We start from the raw sequence: 17,868 nt of genomic DNA on the forward strand, positions 1-17,868 counted from the left end.
GTCAAACCAGCGCCTGCTGCCCAACCTCGAACGCTTCGTCGCGAAAGCGCAGCGGCGCCGCGCAATGCACCAATGTGTCGACGAAATACTTCGCCCTCGGCCACGGACCGAACCCGGCTGCGGTGTTGATGTGCCCTGCGTCGCCGAGATTGACGAACGCACTGCCGAAGCGCTGCGCGAGTTCGCGAGCGCCGGCGAGCGGCATCCACGGATCGGTTTCACTGCCGATCAGAATGGACGGAACGCCGACACGCCTGGCCTCGAACGGTCCGGCGGAAGCGAATTTCTGCGGGCTCGCGGGAGCAACGAACAGCACGCCGACTACCTCGTTGGCATACGACGCCTGCTGCAACGCGTGCGCAGTCGCGAGGCAGCCGAAGCTATGCGCGGCGAGCACGAACGGCCCCCGTTCACGCGCGAGCAGTTCGCGCAGCGAGTTCGCCCAACCTGCGACGTCCGGTGCATCCCAGTCGGCCTGCTCGACGCGCAACGACCGCGCGAACTGACGCTCAAGCCAGGTTTGCCAATGTGCGCCCTCGCTGCCGTGCAGGCCGGGAACGGTCACGAGCCGCGGCGGCCACGGCGCTGTCGTGCATGAAAGCATGTCTGTCCCTCGCTACGGGAAACCGGGAGGCCATTGTCCCGCCGTGCGACGCGTGGACGAACCAAGTTTTTGTGCTTTGTTTATGGAGTGGATCACAGCAACGGGCGGCACACGGGTCTGCGACGCGCACGGTCGTGCGCAACCGCGCGGGATTGCCGGCGAAAAAGTAGAATGAAGCCTATCCATAAAAGGAGGAGCCCTCATGTTGCCAGCGTCGTGCGCCGTGCCGCAGCCGCCGGAAGCCTCGCAGCCATGCTGCCGCGCGTCTCGCGCGAAACGGCGCGATCGCGCATCCAGCGGCGAGGCCGCATGAAAATCCTCTTTTACATGCCGAACGCCGAAGCCGCCGCCTGGCTGCACGACTTCGCCCGTGCGCTGCCGGAGGCCGATTTGCGCGAATGGCAGCCCGGCGACACCGCGCCCGCCGATTTTGCCGTCGTATGGCGCCCGCCTCGCGACATGCTGGCCGGCCGCACCGATCTGCGGGCGATCTTCAATCTGGGTGCGGGCGTCGACGCGATCCTCGCGCTCGAACGCGAGCAGCCCGGCACGTTGCCCGCTAACGCGCAGTTGATCCGTCTCGAAGACAGCGGCATGGCGCCGCAAATGGCCGAATACGTAACGCACGCGGTGCTGCGCTATCTGCGGCGTTTCGACGAATATCAGACGCTGCAACGCGAGGGTCGCTGGCAAGTACTCGATCCGCATCCGCGCGAGACGTTCACGGTGGGTGTGCTCGGTCTCGGCGTGCTCGGCGCACATGTCGCACAAGCTGTCGCCGCGTTCGGCATGCCGGTGCGCGGTTATAGCCGTAGCGTGCGGCAGGTCGAAGGCATCACTACGTTTGCTGGCGCTGCGCAATTCGACGCGTTTCTCGACGGCGTGAAGGTGCTCGTGAATCTGCTGCCGCATACGCCGGATACCGCCGACATGCTCGGCGCGCGCACGTTTTCGCGGCTTGAACGTGGCGCGTATCTGATCAACGTTGCACGCGGTGCGCATCTCGTGGAAGCAGATCTGCTCGACGCGCTGGCAAGCGGTCAATTGGCCGCGGCCACGCTCGACGTGTTCCGCGAGGAACCGTTGCCCGCCGATCACCCGTTCTGGCAGGAGCCGCGCATCACCATTACGCCGCACATCTCCGCGCTAACGTTGCGCGAAGAAAGCGTCGCGCAGATCGCGGAAAAAATGCTGGCGCTGGAGCGTGGGGAAGCGGTCGGGGGCGTGGTGGACATCGAACGCGGATATTGAAATCGTCGAATTGCATGAGCAGGAGCAGGTGCCAAACCGCCAACTCCAATCGACTACTGTGTATGAGGAGACAATCATGGCCGTACCGAAGCAAGTGAAGATCGTCGAAGTGGGCCCGCGCGACGGCCTGCAGAACGAGAAGGAGTTCGTGCCGACCGCCACGAAGATCGAACTGATCAACCGGCTCTCCGCAGCGGGTTTTCGCAACGTCGAAGCGGCGTCGTTCGTGTCGCCCAAATGGGTGCCGCAGATGGCCGACGGCGCGGAAGTCATGTCCGGCATCGAGCGCCGCCCCGGCACCATCTATTCGGTGCTCACGCCTAATCTGCGCGGCTTCGAAGGCGCGCTTGCCGCGCGCGCGGACGAGATCGTGATCTTCGGCGCCGCGAGCGAAGCGTTCTCGCAGAAGAACATCAACTGCAGCATCGCGGAAAGTATCGAACGATTCGCGCCGGTCGCGCAGGCAGCCAAGGAGCACGGCCTGCGCATTCGCGGCAGCGTGTCGTGTGCGCTCGGTTGTCCGTATCAAGGCGAGGTGCCGGTCGCGTCGGTGGTCGACGTGGTGCAGCGCTTTGCAGCGCTCGGCTGCGACGAAATCGACGTCGCCGATACGATTGGCGTGGGCACGCCGAAGCGCACGCGCGAAGTCTTCGAAGCGGTGACGCAGGTGTTTCCGCGCGAGCGTCTGTCCGGGCACTTTCACGACACGTATGGCCAGGCGCTGGCCAACATCTACGCGGCGCTGCAGGAAGGCATCGAGATCTATCACGCGTCGGTGGCGGGGCTCGGCGGCTGTCCGTATGCGAAGGGCGCAACCGGCAACGTCGCGACCGAAGACGTGCTGTATTTGATGAACGGCCTCGGTATCGAGACCGGCATCGACCTTGCTCAAGTCGTGGCAATCGGCGATTTCATTTCCACGTCGATCGGTCGGCCGAACGTTTCGCGCGCGGGCAAGGCGCTGCTTGCGAAGGCGCGCAGCGAAGCGGCCAACTGCGTTTGAGCCTGCGTCGAACATCTTCCTCAAGACATTGCCGGACACCAGACTATCAGGACCTGACACGATGACGGACCACGCTTCTCTCGACCCGGACGATCTCACCGCATTACCGGACTCTGCACGCCGCGTTGCACTACTGCTGCGCGAGCGCGGACACAGTGGCCGGATCGTCATGCTGCCGGAGACTGGCAAGACTTCAGCCGAAGCCGCCGCCGGCCTTGGCTGTTCAGTCGCGCAGATCGCAAAGTCGATCCTGTTTCGCCGTCGCGAAGACGATGCGCCGGTGCTGGTGGTCGCAAGCGGCGCGAATCGCGTCGATGAAAAGAAGGTGGCGGCGCAGGTCGGCGACATCGGCCGCGCCGACGCGAAGTTCGTCCGCGAAAAGACCGGCTATGCAATTGGCGGCGTGTGTCCGGTCGGTCATGCGGTCGAGCCGGTCACGCTGATCGATGAAGACCTGCTCGCGCTGGACAGCCTGTGGGCGGCCGCCGGACACCCGCATGCGGTGTTCAATCTGAGCGCCCAGGAGCTGATTGCATTGACGGGCGCGCCGGTAGTCGACGTGGCGCTGCGCGAAACGGCCTGACGCGATGACAGTGGTAATCAACAAAGCAACCGATGCTGGCGGCGTGCCGTCGCCGTGCATCAACGTGTGCCGGATGAATGCGTCGACCGGATGGTGCGAAGGTTGCCTGCGCACCATCGACGAAATCGCCGGCTGGTCGATCTACGACGATCACGAGAAGCGCGCCGTGTGGAACGAACTGGAGGCCCGCCGCGCCCGGTTGATCGCAGGCCAGGCAAAGGTGCAGCCATGAACGCGCCGCCGCGCATTGTCACCATCGGCGAGACGTTCAGCTCGACGCTCACCTTGTCCGTGGATTCGGTGAAGTCGTTCGCAACGCTCGTCAACGACATGAACCCGCTGCATCACGACGAAGCCTATGCGGCGCAAAGCCGCTTCGGCGGTCTCATCGCGTCGGGCACACAGCCCACCGCTCACTTCATGGCGCTGCTCGCGACGCATTTTTCGACCTACGCGCAGCCACTCGGACTCGACTTCGATATCAAGCTGAAGAAGGCCGCGCACGCAGGCGACACGCTCACCATGACCTGGCGCGTGCGCGACGCTTACTGGAAGCCGAGCCTGAACGGAGACCTGACGCACCTCGAGGGCTCGGTCAGGAACCAGCGCGGTGAAGTCGCAGTGGTCGGCACGTCGACCATTCTCGTGATGCCGAAAGCCGAGGCATCCGTGAACGCAGGCGTAGCAGCCGACTCGGGCACGGGCACGCTATGAACGCATTGCCCGCATTGCCTGCATCGATCCGCGTCTTCGAGCGCGGCTGGCTTTCGTCGAACAACGTGCTGCTCGTCGACGACGACTGCGCCGCTATCGTGGACACCGGTTACGCGACGCATGCGCAGCAAACGTTGGCCCTCGTCCAGCAGGCGCTCGGCGAGCGGCCGCTCGATCTGATCGTCAATACACATCTGCATTCCGACCATTGCGGCGGCAATGCGCTGCTGCAGTCTTCGTGGCCGTGCCGCACGCTCATCCCCGCTTCCGAAGCCGGCGCCGTGAGCAACTGGGACGAGACGCGTCTGAGCTTCCGTGCGACCGCGCAGACCTGCGAGCGCTTCGGTTTCACAGGCACCATCGCACCGGGCGCAACGCTGCGCCTGGGCGCACTCGACTGGCAGGTGCTCGGCGCGCCCGGCCACGATCCTCATTCGCTGATGCTGTACTGCGCTGACGAACGCGTCCTGATCAGTGCCGACGCGCTGTGGGAAAACGGCTTCGGCGTCATCTTTCCGGAACTCGAAGGCGAAAGCGGCTTCGCGGAGGAGCAGGCGGTGCTCGAAACCATTGCAGCACTCGACGTGCGCCTTGTGATTCCCGGCCATGGCGCACCGTTCACGAACGTGGGACAGGCGCTGGACCGGGCTTTCTCCCGCGTGGCGTGGTTGCGCGCCGACCCGGCACGCAATGCGAAGAATGCGCTCAAGGTGCTGATTGTCTTCAAGCTGCTCGACGTCCGCTCGATGAGTTTTGCGACGCTGCTGCAAATGCTCGACGACGCGGCGGTCATGCATGCGGCCGCCTCAATGCTGAAGCCGCGTGGTGAATGGCCCGCACTCGTCAAAACGATCGTCGATGAACTGGCTGCCGGAAACGGACCGCTGATGGTGGATGGCGAGCAGATCGTCGCGCGCTCGGCGCAACGGGCGTAAGCGCCTACGTTGCTTGAAGTGGTCGAAGTCCGGCCACTGGTAGCCGGAGCATGCGCGTTGGCAAGCGCGCCAGCTTTGGCGCGTCAAAAACCGCCGCCACAAAAAGAAAGCCGCTCGACCAATAAAGGCGAGCGGCGGAAATTCTGTCGGACGTGATCAGCGTCTGGTCGAATGATACGCGCGCGCGATTTTTGACCGCATCGGTGATTTCCCTACAGACGCTTGACGCCGGCCGTTGACCCGCATGCGGTCTGAAAGCAACGGCAGCCGCGCCGAGCCTGGCGAGATTGGTCCGCTGATATGACCAAACGTCCACGCATATGGTTTGCAATCCATAGCATTGCGGCTTGCCGCGTTGGCCGGACGCGCGGCGCTCAGACGGACGGCACGCGCCTTTGCGGCACGATGCGCCAGCCAAGATTGACGCCCGCAGCCGCAACGAGGATCAGCACCGCGCCCAGCACCTGAATCCAGGCTAATGCCTGACCAAACGCAACGCGATCGACGATGATCGCCACCACCGGATAAATGAATGACAGCGCACCGGTCATGGAGGTTGGCAGCTTCTGGATGGCACCGTACAGCAACACATACATGAGGCCGGTGTTCACGACGCCCAGCACGATCAGTTCGACCCATTGCGCGCCAGTGGCGGGCAGCGCGTCGAAACGCACGAACGGCGCCAGCATGACCACGCCGAGCAAGACCTGGATCAGCGCGATCAGATGCGGCGGCGTGCCCTTCAGGCGCTTCGTGATAATCGAGGAAACCGCATACATTGCTGCCGCGCCCACCGCAAAGGCGATACCCACCAGATATTGCCCCGGCACCGCCAGTACGGCCGGTTCGACCTTGACGACAAACACGAGCCCGATAAATGCGATCAGCAGCCACACGACCGTGGACGCGCTGATGCGCTCGCGAAACACCAGCGCGCCGAGCGCCACCAGCATGAACGGCTGCGTGTTGTAGACGGCCGTCGCCATCGAAATCGATGCGCGCGAATAGGCGGCGAACAGCAGCACCCAGTTCGCGACGATCGCCGCGCCGCCGAGCAACGCGAGCCCGAGCATCTTCCACGAGAACAGCTTGCGCCTGAAGAAACCGAGCACGGCGCACACCAGCGCGAGCGTTGCGCCGCCGAAAATACAGCGGAAAAACACGACGTTGAACGGACTCTGCTGCGACGACACTACCAGCCAGCCGATCGTGCCCGACATCAGCATTGCAATGCTCATCTCCGCCGCGCCGCGCCGGATTTCGTTTGAAGCCATGATCCGATCCTCGATTCAATTCTGCCTGACGAGCAGTGTAGATAATCCGCTGTCCCGAATACATGGCTAAACTTAAGCAATATCGCGATCAAACCTAATAATCGAAGGCCGTCATGTCAAAACGCCTTGCACAGCCCGCGCCTGCAGCGCTCGACGAAACCGACCGCGCGCTCCTCGCCGCGCTCGCCGAAGACGCGCGCCGTCCAGTCAGCGAACTTGCTCGCCTCGTCGGGCTATCGGCGCCGAGTACGGCCGAGCGCATCCGACGGCTGGAAGCGCAAGGCGTGATCGAACGCTTCACCGTCCAGCTCGATCCGCGCACGTTGGGCTTCACGCTGCAAGCCATCGTGCGCGTGAAGCCTTTACCCGGCCAGTTGCATCTGGTGGAAGAAGTGATCCGGCGAATTCCGGAGTTCGTCGAATGCGACAAAGTGACGGGCGACGATTGCTTCATCTGCCGCCTCTATCTGCATTCGATTGAGCACCTCGACGAGATTCTGTCGAAGGTCGCCGAGCGGGCGGAGACCAGCAGCGCGATCGTCAAATCGACGCCCATCGCGCGGCGCCTGCCGCCGCTCGGTTAGGCGGGCAACGCTACTTTTCGAGCGCTTCGAAGAAGGACAGCATTTCGGCGACCAGTTCGTCAGGCGCCTCTTCGGGTATGTAGTGGCCGCAAGACAGCGAACGGCCGCTCACGTCGCGCGCCACGTGACGCCATTCGTCCAGCGCGTCGAAGCACTTTTCGATCACGCCCTTGTCGCCCCACAACACGCGCAACGGGCAGGCGATCTTCTGTCCGCGCTCGATGTCCGCGCGGTCGTGCTCAAGGTCGATACTCGCCGACGCGCGGTAGTCCTCGCACATTGCATGCACCGCACCGGGTTGCGCGAGCGCCGAGCGGTAGGCGTCGAGCGAGGCCGGGTCGAACGGCGCGAGACCTGCGTGACGGCTTCCCATGACCGCATCGACATAAGCGGCCGGGTTCGCGCCGATCAGCGTTTCGGGCAGCGGCTCCGGCTGAATCAGGAAGAACCAGTGGAAATAATGCGTGGCGAAGGTGCGGTCGGTCGCTTCGTACATGGCCAGTGTCGGTGCGATGTCGAGCAGCATCAGACGTTCGACGGCGTCCGCATGGTCGAGCGCCATGCGATGCGCGACGCGCGCACCGCGGTCATGCGCGCAGACGAGAAAGCGCTCGAACCCGAAGTGCCGCATCACTGCGACCTGATCGGCGGCCATGGTGCGTTTCGAATACGGCGCATGCGTGGCGTCGCTCTGCGGTTTTGCCGATGCGCCATAGCCGCGAAGATCGGTGGCAATGACCGTGAAGTGCTGAGCCAGCTGATCCGCGCAGCGCGCCCAGATCAGATGCGATTGCGGATGGCCGTGCAGCAGTAGAAGCGGCGGCCCGGCTCCGCCCTTTACTCCGAAGATATCTGCATCGCCCGCGGCGACGCGAAAAGGCGTGAAATTCTCGAAGGCCATGGCCGGCGTCTCTCGTCGTTTGAAGTCAGTGCATTGTAAAAGCTCAATGTGTCCGGACCGCGTGGGACACCCCACGCAAAGCATAGAACCCGAACACTCATTCGAACCGTTCTAAACGAACCGGCGAACGCAAAGCACACGCTTGCCCTATAATCGAACGATCGTTCTTAAACGTTCAAGTGGCCTGTGCGCGGGCTGTCAGCTTCGCCACGGTGCAAGCCGCATGCCGCTACACTCATCAACAGCCGGGCGCTTTGCGCACCGGTAGTCAATCAGGAGACCCGCACTATGGCATTGCCCGCCGTTCTACAAAATCTGGCGTTGCCTGTCGTCGCCTCGCCGATGTTCATCGTCAGCTATCCGGAGCTCGTGCTGGCGCAGTGCAAGGCCGGTATCGTCGGTTCGTTCCCCGCGCTGAATGCGCGCCCTGCCGAACTGCTCGACGAATGGCTCACGCAATTGCAGGCGCAACTCGCCGAACATAAGGCGGCGAATCCCGACTCGGTGATCGGACCGATTGCCGTCAACCAGATCGTCCATCAGTCGAATACGCGGCTCGAACATGACGTGCGGGTCTGCGTCGAGCACAAGGTGCCCATCTTCATTACGAGCCTGCGCGCGCCGGCGCGCGAGATTGTCGATGCGGTGCACAGCTACGGCGGAATCGTGTTGCATGACGTGATCAATCTGCGGCACGCGCAGAAGGCGCTGGAAGCGGGAGTGGACGGTCTGATTCTGGTTGCGTCGGGCGCGGGCGGCCATGCGGGCACTACTTCGCCGTTTGCGCTGGTCGGCGAAGTGCGGCGCATTTTCGACGGCCCGATCGTGCTGTCGGGATCGATTGCGAACGGCGGCTCCATTCTCGCCGCGCAAGCCATGGGCGCCGACCTTGCGTACATGGGAACGCGCTTCATCGCGACGAGAGAGGCGCACGCGGTGGACAGCTACAAGCAGGCAATCGTCAACTCCACCGCGTCGGACATCATCTACACGAACCTGTTCACCGGTGTGCACGGCAATTACATTCGCGAGAGCATCGTCAACGCCGGGCTCGATCCGGACGCGCTGCCCGAATCGGACAAAACCAAGATGAACTTCGCGAACGACAAGGCGAAGGCGTGGAAAGACATCTGGGGCGCGGGCCAGGGCGTCGGCCTGATGGACGACGTGCCGAGCGTAAGCGAACTGGTCGAGCGTCTGTCGAAGGAATACGACGACGCCAAGGCGCGACTCGGTATCCGGCGCTGACTTCGCCAAGGGTTGCGGGCGGTTGCGGGGGTTGCTTGCAGGCGCTCGCTGACGCCGCGGCAGCCCGCCTGCAGTCCGCCGCTCTCGCTACATATTCCGACGATACTGCCCGCCCACTTCGAACAGCGCGTGCGTGATTTGCCCAAGCGAACACACGCGCACCACATCCATCAGCACCGCAAAGACGTTTTCGTCGTCGATCACCGCCCGCTGCAGACGCTCGAGCGCGGCCGGTGCGGCGTCGCGATGCCGCGCCTGGAAATCCCGCAGACGTTTTAACTGGCTTTGCTTCTCTTCTTCGGTGGAGCGGGCGAGCGCAATTGGCGTCGGCGCTTCGTGCGGCTTCGCGCTCACAAACGTGTTTACGCCGACAATCGGATACGAGCCGTCATGCTTGCGATGCTCGTACAGCATCGACTCGTCCTGAATGCGCCCGCGCTGATAACCGGTCTCCATTGCGCCGAGCACGCCGCCGCGCTCGGTCAGCCGGTCAAATTCGGCGAGCACCGCTTCTTCAACGAGATCGGTCAGTTCGTCGATCACGAAGCTGCCCTGATTCGGATTCTGGTTCTTCGCCAGCCCCCATTCGCGGTTGATGATCAACTGGATTGCCACCGCGCGTCGAACCGACTCCTCGGTGGGTGTGGTGATCGCTTCGTCGAACGCATTCGTGTGCAGCGAGTTGCAGTTGTCGTAAATGGCGATCAGCGCTTGCAGCGTGGTGCGGATATCGTTGAAGTCGATTTCTTGCGCATGCAAGCTACGGCCCGAGGTCTGCACGTGATACTTGAGCTTCTGGCTGCGTTCGTTCGCGCCGTAACGCTCGCGCATCGCGATCGCCCACACGCGCCGGGCAACGCGGCCGAGCACCGTGTATTCCGGGTCCATGCCGTTGGAAAAGAAGAACGACAGATTCGGCGCGAAGTCGTCAATCGACATGCCGCGCGCCAGATATGCCTCGACATACGTGAAGCCGTTAGCGAGCGTGTAGGCGAGTTGCGAGATCGGATTCGCGCCGGCTTCGGCAATGTGATAGCCGGAGATCGACACCGAATAGAAGTTGCGCACGCGGTGTTCGACAAAATACGCCTGAATATCGCCCATCACCTTGAGGCTAAACTCGGTCGAAAAAATGCAGGTGTTCTGGCCTTGGTCCTCTTTCAGAATGTCGGCCTGTACCGTGCCGCGTACGTTCTCCAACGCCATGCGGCGCGTCTCGGCGAGTTCGTCCTCGCTCAGCGCACGGCCCAGTTGCTGTGCCTGGCGCGCGATCTGCTGATCGATCGCGACGTTGAAGAACATGGCGAGTATGGTCGGCGCCGGGCCGTTGATCGTCATCGACACCGACGTCTGCGGCGCGCACAGATCGAAGCCGTCGTAGAGCGCATGCATGTCGTCGAGCGTCGCGACCGATACGCCCGAGTTGCCCACCTTGCCGTAGATGTCGGGGCGCTCGTCCGGCTCTTCGCCGTAGAGCGTGACCGAGTCGAACGCGGTCGAAAGACGCTTGGCCGGCATGCCCTCGGACAGCAGCTTGAACCGCCGGTTGGTGCGCGACGGATCGCCTTCTCCAGCGAACATTCGCGTCGGGTCTTCGTTCTCGCGGCGGAAAGGAAAGACGCCTGCAGTGAACGGAAAGTAACCCGGCAGATTGTCGAGCATCAGCCAACGCAAAATCTCGCCGTGGTCGACGAATTTAGGCAGCGCGACTTTGCGCAGCTGTGTACCCGATAAGGTCGTGGCCGTGAGCGCGGTGCGTATCTCGCGGTCACGAATGCGGACCACGTGGTCATCGCCCGAGTAGGCGGCGACAGTTTGCGGCCACGCGTCGAGCAGTTTGCGCTCGTGCTCGCCGAGCGCAGTGGTGCGTTGCTCGATGAGCGCGTCGAGCGAGGCTTGCGCATCGTCTGCATCGTGCGCGTCTGCGCTCGCCTCCCCGAGCATCCGGCGCGCTTCCACGAGTTGCCAGCGCTCGCGCGCAACGCCGGCTTGCTGATCGACCCGCTCGCGATAAGCGTGGATGGTCTGTGCGATTTCCGCGAGATAGCGCACGCGCGCAGGCGGCACGATCGCATGACGGCCGCTCGAAAAGCGCACGTCGGCGGCAACCGACAAACGGCCGCCTCCTGAGCGCAGGCCGTGTTTGCGCAGCGCTTCGGCGATGTACTGGTAAAGCGCGGTCACGCCGTCGTCGTTGAAGTGCGAAGCGATCGTGCCGAACACCGGCATTGCCTCGGGCGATTTCGCAAAGTCGGCGCGGTTACGCTGCACCTGTTTCGCGACATCGCGCAACGCATCTGGCGCGCCCTTGCGGTCGAACTTGTTGATCGCGACGGCGTCGGCGAAGTCGAGCATGTCGATCTTCTCCAACTGGCTGGCCGCGCCGAATTCGGGCGTCATGACATACAGCGATTCGTCAACGAACGGCACGATGGCCGCGTCGCCCTGACCGATCCCTGACGTTTCCACGACGATCAGGTCGAAGCCGGCCGCCTTGCACAGCATCAGCGCGTCGGGCAGTGCGTCGGAGATTTCGCTCGATGCCTCGCGCGTCGCCATGGAGCGCATATAGACGCGTGCGCCGCCGCCCCAGTCGCCGATTGCGTTCATGCGGATGCGATCGCCGAGCAGCGCGCCGCCGGACTTGCGGCGCGACGGGTCGATGGCGAGCACGGCGATGGTCAGCGTGTCGCCGTAATCGAGCCGGAAACGGCGGATGAGTTCGTCGGTAAGCGACGATTTGCCCGCGCCGCCCGTGCCGGTAATGCCGAGCACGGGGATCTGCTCTGCCTGAGTAAGAGCCGATAACTCCGCACGCTTCGACGACGCGGCGCCGCCCGTCTCGAATGCACTGATCAGTTGAGCGAGCCGGCGGAACACGAGCGAACTCGCGTCGCGCGAACCGGCGCTGCTTGTTTCGTCCCTTACCTGCGCGCTCGAACGCAGGTGCAACAGAGGTTGACCGGTCACGCTGGCGAGCCATTCGCCGACTGCGCCGGTCCGCGCTGTGGCGTCCTCGCGGGCCGCTGCCGAGCAGCGCGCGATCATGTCGTCGATCATTCCTTGCAGGCCAAGCCGCTGGCCGTCGTGCGGCGAATAGATCTTTTCGACTCCGTAGTTTTCCAGCGCGACGATTTCGTCGGATACGATCACCCCGCCGCCGCCGCCGAACACCTTGATGCGCTCACCGCCGCGCGCTCGCAGCAGATCGACCAGGTAGCGGAAGTATTCGTTATGGCCGCCCTGGTAGCTCGACACCGCGACGCCGTCCGCGTCTTCCTGGAGCGCGGCGGTCGCGACTTCATCAACGGAACGGTTATGGCCTAGATGGATGACTTCGACGCCGCTCGCTTGCAGGATGCGGCGCATGATGTTGATCGACGCATCGTGGCCGTCGAACAGGGCTGCGGCGGTGACGAAGCGCAAGCGCCGGCCGGCGGGCAGCTCGTGGCTGGCGGCGCGCTGCGGCGTGGACAGATCGGTCATGTCTCCCCCAGATCGTTACGCTGTTTGCGTGTGTGGGTGCTGGCAACCAGTATAACGAAACGGATGGGCGCGGCTCCGGCGGTTTGCGGCGTGGGGCGCTTGCCAACGGGCTTTGCCAGAGCGCTATCTCACGGCCAGCGCCTCGATCTGTTCGAGCGACGGCCACAGCGACTCGTTCGCAAACCGCTCCGCGAGGAAGTCCACGAACGAGCGCACCTTCGCGGACAAATGGCGTCGGCTCGCGTACACCACATGGATCGGCAACTCGCGAGGCGGCACTTCATCGACGAGCACAGGCACGAGGCGCCCTTCTGCCAGATCGGCGCCGATCACTTCGGTGCCGAGCAGCGCGATGCCCGCACCGTGCAGCACCATCACGCGCTGCGCCTCGAGATGATTGACGATCAGATTGCCGGACAGGCGCACGCGCGCGGCTTCGCCGGTGGCTTGCAGGACGTCGAGCGCCGACACGCCCGTGTATTGCAGAATGTTGTGGCGCGCAAGATCGGCGACCGTCTTCGGCGTACCGCGCCGGCGCAGATACTCCGGCGACGCGCACAGCAGCAGATGCGCCATCGCGATCTGCCGCGCGATCAGCGACGACGACTTGAGGCCGCTCGGCGAAGCGCGGATCGCGACGTCGAAGCCTTCGTCGATCAGCTCGACCACGCGGTCCGACAACGTGATGTCGACGGTGACTTGCGGATACTGCGCGGCGTAGTCGGCGACCGCGGCCATTACGTGACTCAGCCCGAATGCCGACAGCGACGACACCCGCAAGCGCCCTTGCGGCACGACGCTCGCCGCACCGACGACCTGCTCCGCTTCCTCGAGTTCGGTGAGCACCTGACTCAGGCGCTCGTAGTATTCGCGGCCCGCCTCGGTCGGCGCGACGCGGCGCGTGGTGCGGTTCAGCAGACGCGCGCCGAGCTGCTGTTCGAGATGCATCACATGCTTGCTCGCCATTGCCGCAGACATCTCCATCCGTTCAGCCGCGCCCACGAAGCTGCCCACCTCGACCACTTGCCGGAACACTTTCATGCTGACGAGGGTGTCCATCCGAATCGCTCGCTATAGGAATTAATCGGCGTTATTTTGCCCGGTTTATCAAAGAGCCGATGGCGAAACGACTGGCCGGAGTCGCGTCAGAAGTCGGAAAAGACCAAAGCCCGTGTTCCGTGAGGAACGCGGGCTTTGGAGGTTGTGAGCATGGGGCGAGGCGCGCGGCAGTCGCCGCCCGCCGGCCAGTTCAGCTACGCGGCGACGCCTAGAACTTCGCGCGCAAGCCGACGCCGTACGTATTGCCGCTCGACTGGCTGCTGATGTGGTCGTACAGGTAAGCCGCGTACACGTCGGTGCGCTTGGACAGCGGGTAGTCGTAACCGATCGCCGCGGTCTGGCGCGTCTGGTCGAAGCCGCCGCCGTCGCGCGAATAAGCGTACGACGCCATCACCGAGCCCGGACCCGCCGGCACCGTGACGCCGCCCTGCGCGGTGTTCACGTGCCAGCTCGTCAGCGTCTGGTCGTTGTGCGTGTACATGTACTGGCCGAACAGCTTCACATACTTGAGGTCATACGAGACGCCAACTTGCGCGACGCTCTGCGCCTTCAGGCCCGGCACGCCCGAGGAATCGAAGCTGCCCAGGTCTCCCGGCGTGTTGTTGAAGTTCACGTACTGATAAACCGCGGTCGCGGCAAACGGGCCGTGGAAATACAGAACCTGGCCGCTCCACTTCTTCGCGCCGTTCTGCGTCGTGTTACCCAGCGCATACATTGCGCTCGCCGACAGGCCGTTGAAATTCGGCGACTGATATTGGACCGCGTTATTCCAGCCCGAGTCGCCGGTCACACCTTGATCGGTCGAGTAAGTCGGGAACGTGCCGAGCCCGAGATACACGTGATAGACCATCGGCGAGAAGACGTAGGAGTCGATGAACGGGTTGAACAGGATCGTCGACACGAACAGTTCGGTGGTCAGCCGGCCGGCCGTAACCGTGCCGTACGGCGATTCGATACCGACGTACGCGTTACGCGAAAACATCGTGTCGCCGGTAAAGCGGCCGTACTGGCCGTTCTGCGCGCGGAAGAAGCCTTCCAGCGTAAAGATCGCCTTGTAGCCGTTGCCCAGATCCTCAGCCCCTTTCAAGCCCCAGTACGACGTCGACATCCCGCCGCCGGACACCTGCACAGACGTCTTGCCGCCGGGAAATTTCTGCGCGCCGACCCATTCGTCCACCTGACCGTAGAGTTGCACGCTCGACTGCGCGAAAGCAGACGATGCACTGGCCAGCAAAGCGGCACACGCGGTTGCCTTAAGGGTGGTCTTCAGCGCACGGCTGATGCCTGTTTTCATGGATTCTCCAGTCTTTGTCAAAAGGGGTGTGGCTTGCGAAAGGGCAAGCTCGCGCGAACCATTGTTGTTGTCCGTTCGATCGTCGAGCCAATCTGGGCGGGGACCATCTTTGCGGACCATTTTTATGAACAAAAATATCGCTGGTTATTGCGGGTATATCGGTCTGATTAGTTTTGTCGCTTATCGGCCTGCTACAGACCTTCACTCGCACATGCTCGCGGCACCGCGACAGACGCGTCGGGCCGCGCGAAGCTGCGCGCGCTATGCGCAAGGCGCCCGATAACGCTTCAAATGACATGCTGATGACGCGCCGCCGCATAACCGCCCAAATTTGACGACGGGAGACGGTCTGCTGCCGAGTGTTTTCAAAAAAGTGTGGCGTCGAAACGTCACATTCCGCGCGGGGTTTTGAGGTGAGTTAAAACGTAATGCGCGCACTAAGCCAATTGAAAGGCGCGTAATTAAGGGAGCTTGGGGCAACGGGTGTTGCCGAGGAGTGAACGCGGTGGGAACCGGCGCCGGGGATCTGCTGGGGAGATTGATTCAACGTGGAGCCCAGGCGGGCTTGGTTCCGAGCCTAGTTCCGGTACGGAGAACTTTCGGGCGGGCGGCTGTCGTCGCCCTGGCGCTGAACAGCGCGCAGTGCACCGCGTTCTTCGTTATAGCGGGCGACGTCGGCCCGGATCGACCCCGAGCGAACCGGCGCGTTGGGTTGCGGCCGCTGTCCGGGGCGCGACTCTGCGCTAACCGGTTGAATGACACCGATGTACGGTATGCCGCCGCGGCCGTCGCCTGGATAAGCCCCGGGTCCGGCGACGCGATGCATGCCCGCGCCCGGCGCGCCGGAGGGGTCGAGGCCACGCTCGACGTTGCGACCAACGTCGCGGTTCACGTAATTGCCGTGACCATAGCTGTCAGCACCGAAGCTCGCGCCACCGTGTGGCATGCCCGGCCCTTTTGCATAGGCGAACGAGCACAGCGCGACGATTACCGCGCCCCACGCCAGGTGCTTCGTTCTCGACAACCCGTCCACCAGTGACTCACTTGCCCGAAGACTTGCCTGAAGCCCACCGTTCGAGCTGCGATGGACTTGTTGAGGGACTGGCGCGGGCGCTGCGGACAGGTCGCAGCGCAGAGCATCCCGACGGCCTTTGATCGGTAATTTATGGTCACCGGCAGAGGGTGTCGAGCCAAAAAGTGTTAGGCCTCGCCTGCTCTTGTAACACGTTGTTACTGCGGCGTTTTTCTACGACACAACCCTTGCTAAAACCGCCTTAAAAGCGGCAGTGGATTGATGGGAACGCCTTCGCGAAAGGCGAAAAAGCAACGATGCAAACTGTCGCCGAATCGCGATGAATAAGTGGGCGGCGCAGACTCACTGGAGCACGCATCTCCGAGGTGTGCGCACTCAACGACCGGTGGTTCACAACCGCAATCGTCGCTCGAGCGAAAATGCACCGGACTCATCAATCAATTCGGCAAATGAATTTGCCGTTTCAATCGGTTTAGACGGACAATAGGGGTTTTCCATAGCACCGACGCCACAGCGCTTTCGCGCACGCGCCTTGCGTGCAATCCCGCATCACCGATTTCGAGAATCCGACATGGCCCGCCCGAAACTGCTTCCCGATAACTTCACCCTGTGCCTGGTAGGCACGGTGATACTCGCCAGCCTGCTGCCGGTTCACGGTCAGGCCGCCGCGGGGTTCGACTGGGTGACGAACATTGCGGTCGGCCTGCTGTTCTTCCTACACGGCGCGAAGCTTTCTCGGGAAGCGATTGTTGCGGGCGCGACGCATTGGCGTCTGCATCTGGTCGTACTGCTCAGCACGTTCGCGCTGTTTCCTCTGCTCGGCCTCGCGCTTAAACCGCTCCTGTCGCCACTTGTCACGCCTGCGCTCTACGCCGGGATCCTCTTCCTCTGCACGTTGCCGTCGACGGTTCAGTCCTCTATCGCCTTCACGTCCATCGCCAAAGGCAACGTTCCGGCCGCGGTTTGCAGTGCGTCGGCCTCGAGCCTGCTCGGCATCTTCATCACCCCCGCACTCGTCAGCGTCCTCGTCACGAACCAGGCGGCGGGCGGTAGCTCTCCTTGGCACACCGTGGGCAATATCGTGTTGCAGTTGCTGGTCCCGTTCGTGGCGGGACAACTGCTGCGCCCGCTGATCGGCAAGTGGATCGAGCGGCATCGCGGCGTGCTGAAGTTCGTCGATCAAGGTTCCATTCTGCTGGTCGTGTATGGCGCGTTCAGCGAGTCCGTGACCGAAGGCCTGTGGCATCAGATCCCGCTCTCCGCTTTGGGCGGTGTGCTGCTCATCAGCGTGGTGCTGCTCGCGCTCGCGCTGGGCATGACGATCTTCGTGAGCAAGCGGCTCGGCTTCAGTCGCGCGGACCAGATCACCATCATCTTTTGCGGCTCGAAGAAAAGCCTCGCCGCCGGCGTGCCCATGGCCAAAGTCATCTTTGCCTCGCAGGCGGTCGGCGCGGTCGTTCTCCCGCTCATGCTGTTCCACCAGATCCAGTTGATGGTCTGCGCCGCGCTCGCGCAACGCTGGGGCGCCCGCGACACCAGCGGAGAAACCCGCGCCGCCTCGCGCGAGCGAGCCGCTGCCGCCGTCGCCCGCCGTTGAATACGCGCGCAATGCAAATAGGACATTCATAAGCGCCCTCCCTGAGCGTCGTTTTCCAAAAGCCGCCTTGCGCGGCTTTTTGTTATTTCACGCTCATCGGCGAGGGTTGTCGCCTCGGCCAGATGGCATAGGCGGTTTCCTGGGCGCCTCCTGGCCAACTTCTTGAAGCGCCTCCAACCCGCGCGCGACCGCGCGCGATGACTCACCACGGCGCAAACGCACCACACCAGTGCAACGCTTCACTAAAAGTTCACTTAATTCTCCGCAGCGCAGGTCGATAAGCCGAAGGTCCATCGCTACGT

Annotated in this window: 16 protein-coding genes; 9 read left to right on the forward strand and 7 right to left on the reverse strand. The window is 63.3% G+C overall.

Going from position 1 to position 17,868, the window contains the following annotated elements:
* Position 1: 1 nt before the first annotated feature.
* Positions 2-604: an RBBP9/YdeN family alpha/beta hydrolase gene (locus ACTJLB_RS01305; protein ID WP_408188587.1), complete on the reverse strand. Its 603-nt coding sequence runs from the start codon at positions 602-604 to the stop codon at positions 2-4.
* Between the two features lie 309 nt (positions 605-913).
* Between ACTJLB_RS01305 and ACTJLB_RS01310 the strand changes: the two genes are divergently transcribed.
* The 6 genes from ACTJLB_RS01310 (at position 914) to ACTJLB_RS01335 (ending at position 5,090) form a co-directional block, all read left to right on the forward strand.
* A complete protein-coding gene (locus tag ACTJLB_RS01310) occupies positions 914-1,855 on the forward strand; it encodes a 2-hydroxyacid dehydrogenase (protein ID WP_440782224.1) in 942 nt (313 codons plus the stop codon).
* 76 nt (positions 1,856-1,931) lie between these two features.
* Entirely contained in the window at positions 1,932-2,858 is a 927-nt protein-coding gene (locus tag ACTJLB_RS01315; RefSeq protein WP_440782225.1) for a hydroxymethylglutaryl-CoA lyase, read from the forward strand.
* Between the two features lie 61 nt (positions 2,859-2,919).
* Positions 2,920-3,441 carry a YbaK/EbsC family protein gene (locus ACTJLB_RS01320; RefSeq protein WP_310065895.1) on the forward strand — a complete coding sequence of 174 codons (522 nt, stop codon included), beginning with the start codon at positions 2,920-2,922 and terminating at the stop codon, positions 3,439-3,441.
* 4 nt (positions 3,442-3,445) lie between these two features.
* Positions 3,446-3,673 (forward strand): DUF1289 domain-containing protein, encoded by a 228-nt coding sequence (locus ACTJLB_RS01325; RefSeq protein ID WP_440782226.1) that lies wholly within the window; start codon positions 3,446-3,448, stop codon positions 3,671-3,673.
* The gene (locus tag ACTJLB_RS01330) at positions 3,670-4,155 is read left to right on the forward strand and encodes a MaoC family dehydratase (protein WP_020067142.1); all 486 of its coding nucleotides are present in this window, start codon (positions 3,670-3,672) and stop codon (positions 4,153-4,155) included. The genes ACTJLB_RS01325 and ACTJLB_RS01330 overlap by 4 nt, the downstream gene beginning before the upstream one ends.
* Before the next feature lie 5 nt (positions 4,156-4,160).
* Complete coding sequence (locus tag ACTJLB_RS01335; protein WP_440782499.1) at positions 4,161-5,090, forward strand: MBL fold metallo-hydrolase; 930 nt, start codon at positions 4,161-4,163, stop codon at positions 5,088-5,090.
* A 374-nt stretch (positions 5,091-5,464) separates the two neighbouring features.
* Here the strand turns inward: ACTJLB_RS01335 and ACTJLB_RS01340 are convergent, their stop codons facing one another.
* Positions 5,465-6,364, reverse strand: coding sequence for a DMT family transporter (locus ACTJLB_RS01340; protein WP_440782227.1), 900 nt, complete (start codon positions 6,362-6,364; stop codon positions 5,465-5,467).
* A 113-nt stretch (positions 6,365-6,477) separates the two neighbouring features.
* Between ACTJLB_RS01340 and ACTJLB_RS01345 the strand changes: the two genes are divergently transcribed.
* Positions 6,478-6,948 (forward strand): Lrp/AsnC family transcriptional regulator, encoded by a 471-nt coding sequence (locus ACTJLB_RS01345; protein ID WP_440782228.1) that lies wholly within the window; start codon positions 6,478-6,480, stop codon positions 6,946-6,948.
* A 10-nt stretch (positions 6,949-6,958) separates the two neighbouring features.
* Here the strand turns inward: ACTJLB_RS01345 and ACTJLB_RS01350 are convergent, their stop codons facing one another.
* Positions 6,959-7,849, reverse strand: coding sequence for an alpha/beta fold hydrolase (locus tag ACTJLB_RS01350; RefSeq protein ID WP_440782229.1), 891 nt, complete (start codon positions 7,847-7,849; stop codon positions 6,959-6,961).
* A 288-nt stretch (positions 7,850-8,137) separates the two neighbouring features.
* On the opposite strand from ACTJLB_RS01350, the gene ACTJLB_RS01355 reads away from it, so the two are divergent.
* Complete coding sequence (locus tag ACTJLB_RS01355; RefSeq protein WP_288827027.1) at positions 8,138-9,097, forward strand: NAD(P)H-dependent flavin oxidoreductase; 960 nt, start codon at positions 8,138-8,140, stop codon at positions 9,095-9,097.
* Positions 9,098-9,184: 87 nt separating this feature from the next.
* On the opposite strand, the gene icmF is transcribed toward ACTJLB_RS01355, so the two are convergent.
* From icmF to ACTJLB_RS01375, 4 genes are all read right to left on the reverse strand, one after another.
* Complete coding sequence (icmF, locus tag ACTJLB_RS01360; protein WP_440782230.1) at positions 9,185-12,583, reverse strand: fused isobutyryl-CoA mutase/GTPase IcmF; 3,399 nt, start codon at positions 12,581-12,583, stop codon at positions 9,185-9,187.
* 123 nt (positions 12,584-12,706) lie between these two features.
* Positions 12,707-13,642, reverse strand: coding sequence for a LysR family transcriptional regulator (locus ACTJLB_RS01365; RefSeq protein ID WP_020067149.1), 936 nt, complete (start codon positions 13,640-13,642; stop codon positions 12,707-12,709).
* A 208-nt stretch (positions 13,643-13,850) separates the two neighbouring features.
* A complete protein-coding gene (locus ACTJLB_RS01370; RefSeq protein ID WP_020067150.1) occupies positions 13,851-14,936 on the reverse strand; it encodes a porin in 1,086 nt (361 codons plus the stop codon).
* A gap of 577 nt (positions 14,937-15,513) precedes the next feature.
* Positions 15,514-15,969, reverse strand: coding sequence for a hypothetical protein (locus tag ACTJLB_RS01375; protein ID WP_020067151.1), 456 nt, complete (start codon positions 15,967-15,969; stop codon positions 15,514-15,516).
* 571 nt (positions 15,970-16,540) lie between these two features.
* Between ACTJLB_RS01375 and ACTJLB_RS01380 the strand changes: the two genes are divergently transcribed.
* Positions 16,541-17,566 carry a bile acid:sodium symporter family protein gene (locus ACTJLB_RS01380; protein ID WP_020067153.1) on the forward strand — a complete coding sequence of 342 codons (1,026 nt, stop codon included), beginning with the start codon at positions 16,541-16,543 and terminating at the stop codon, positions 17,564-17,566.
* The last annotated feature ends 302 nt before the right edge of the window (positions 17,567-17,868 follow it).

The sequence above is a fragment of the Paraburkholderia sp. 22098 genome (genome assembly GCF_052045935.1).
Taxonomy (GTDB): domain Bacteria; phylum Pseudomonadota; class Gammaproteobacteria; order Burkholderiales; family Burkholderiaceae; genus Paraburkholderia; species Paraburkholderia caledonica.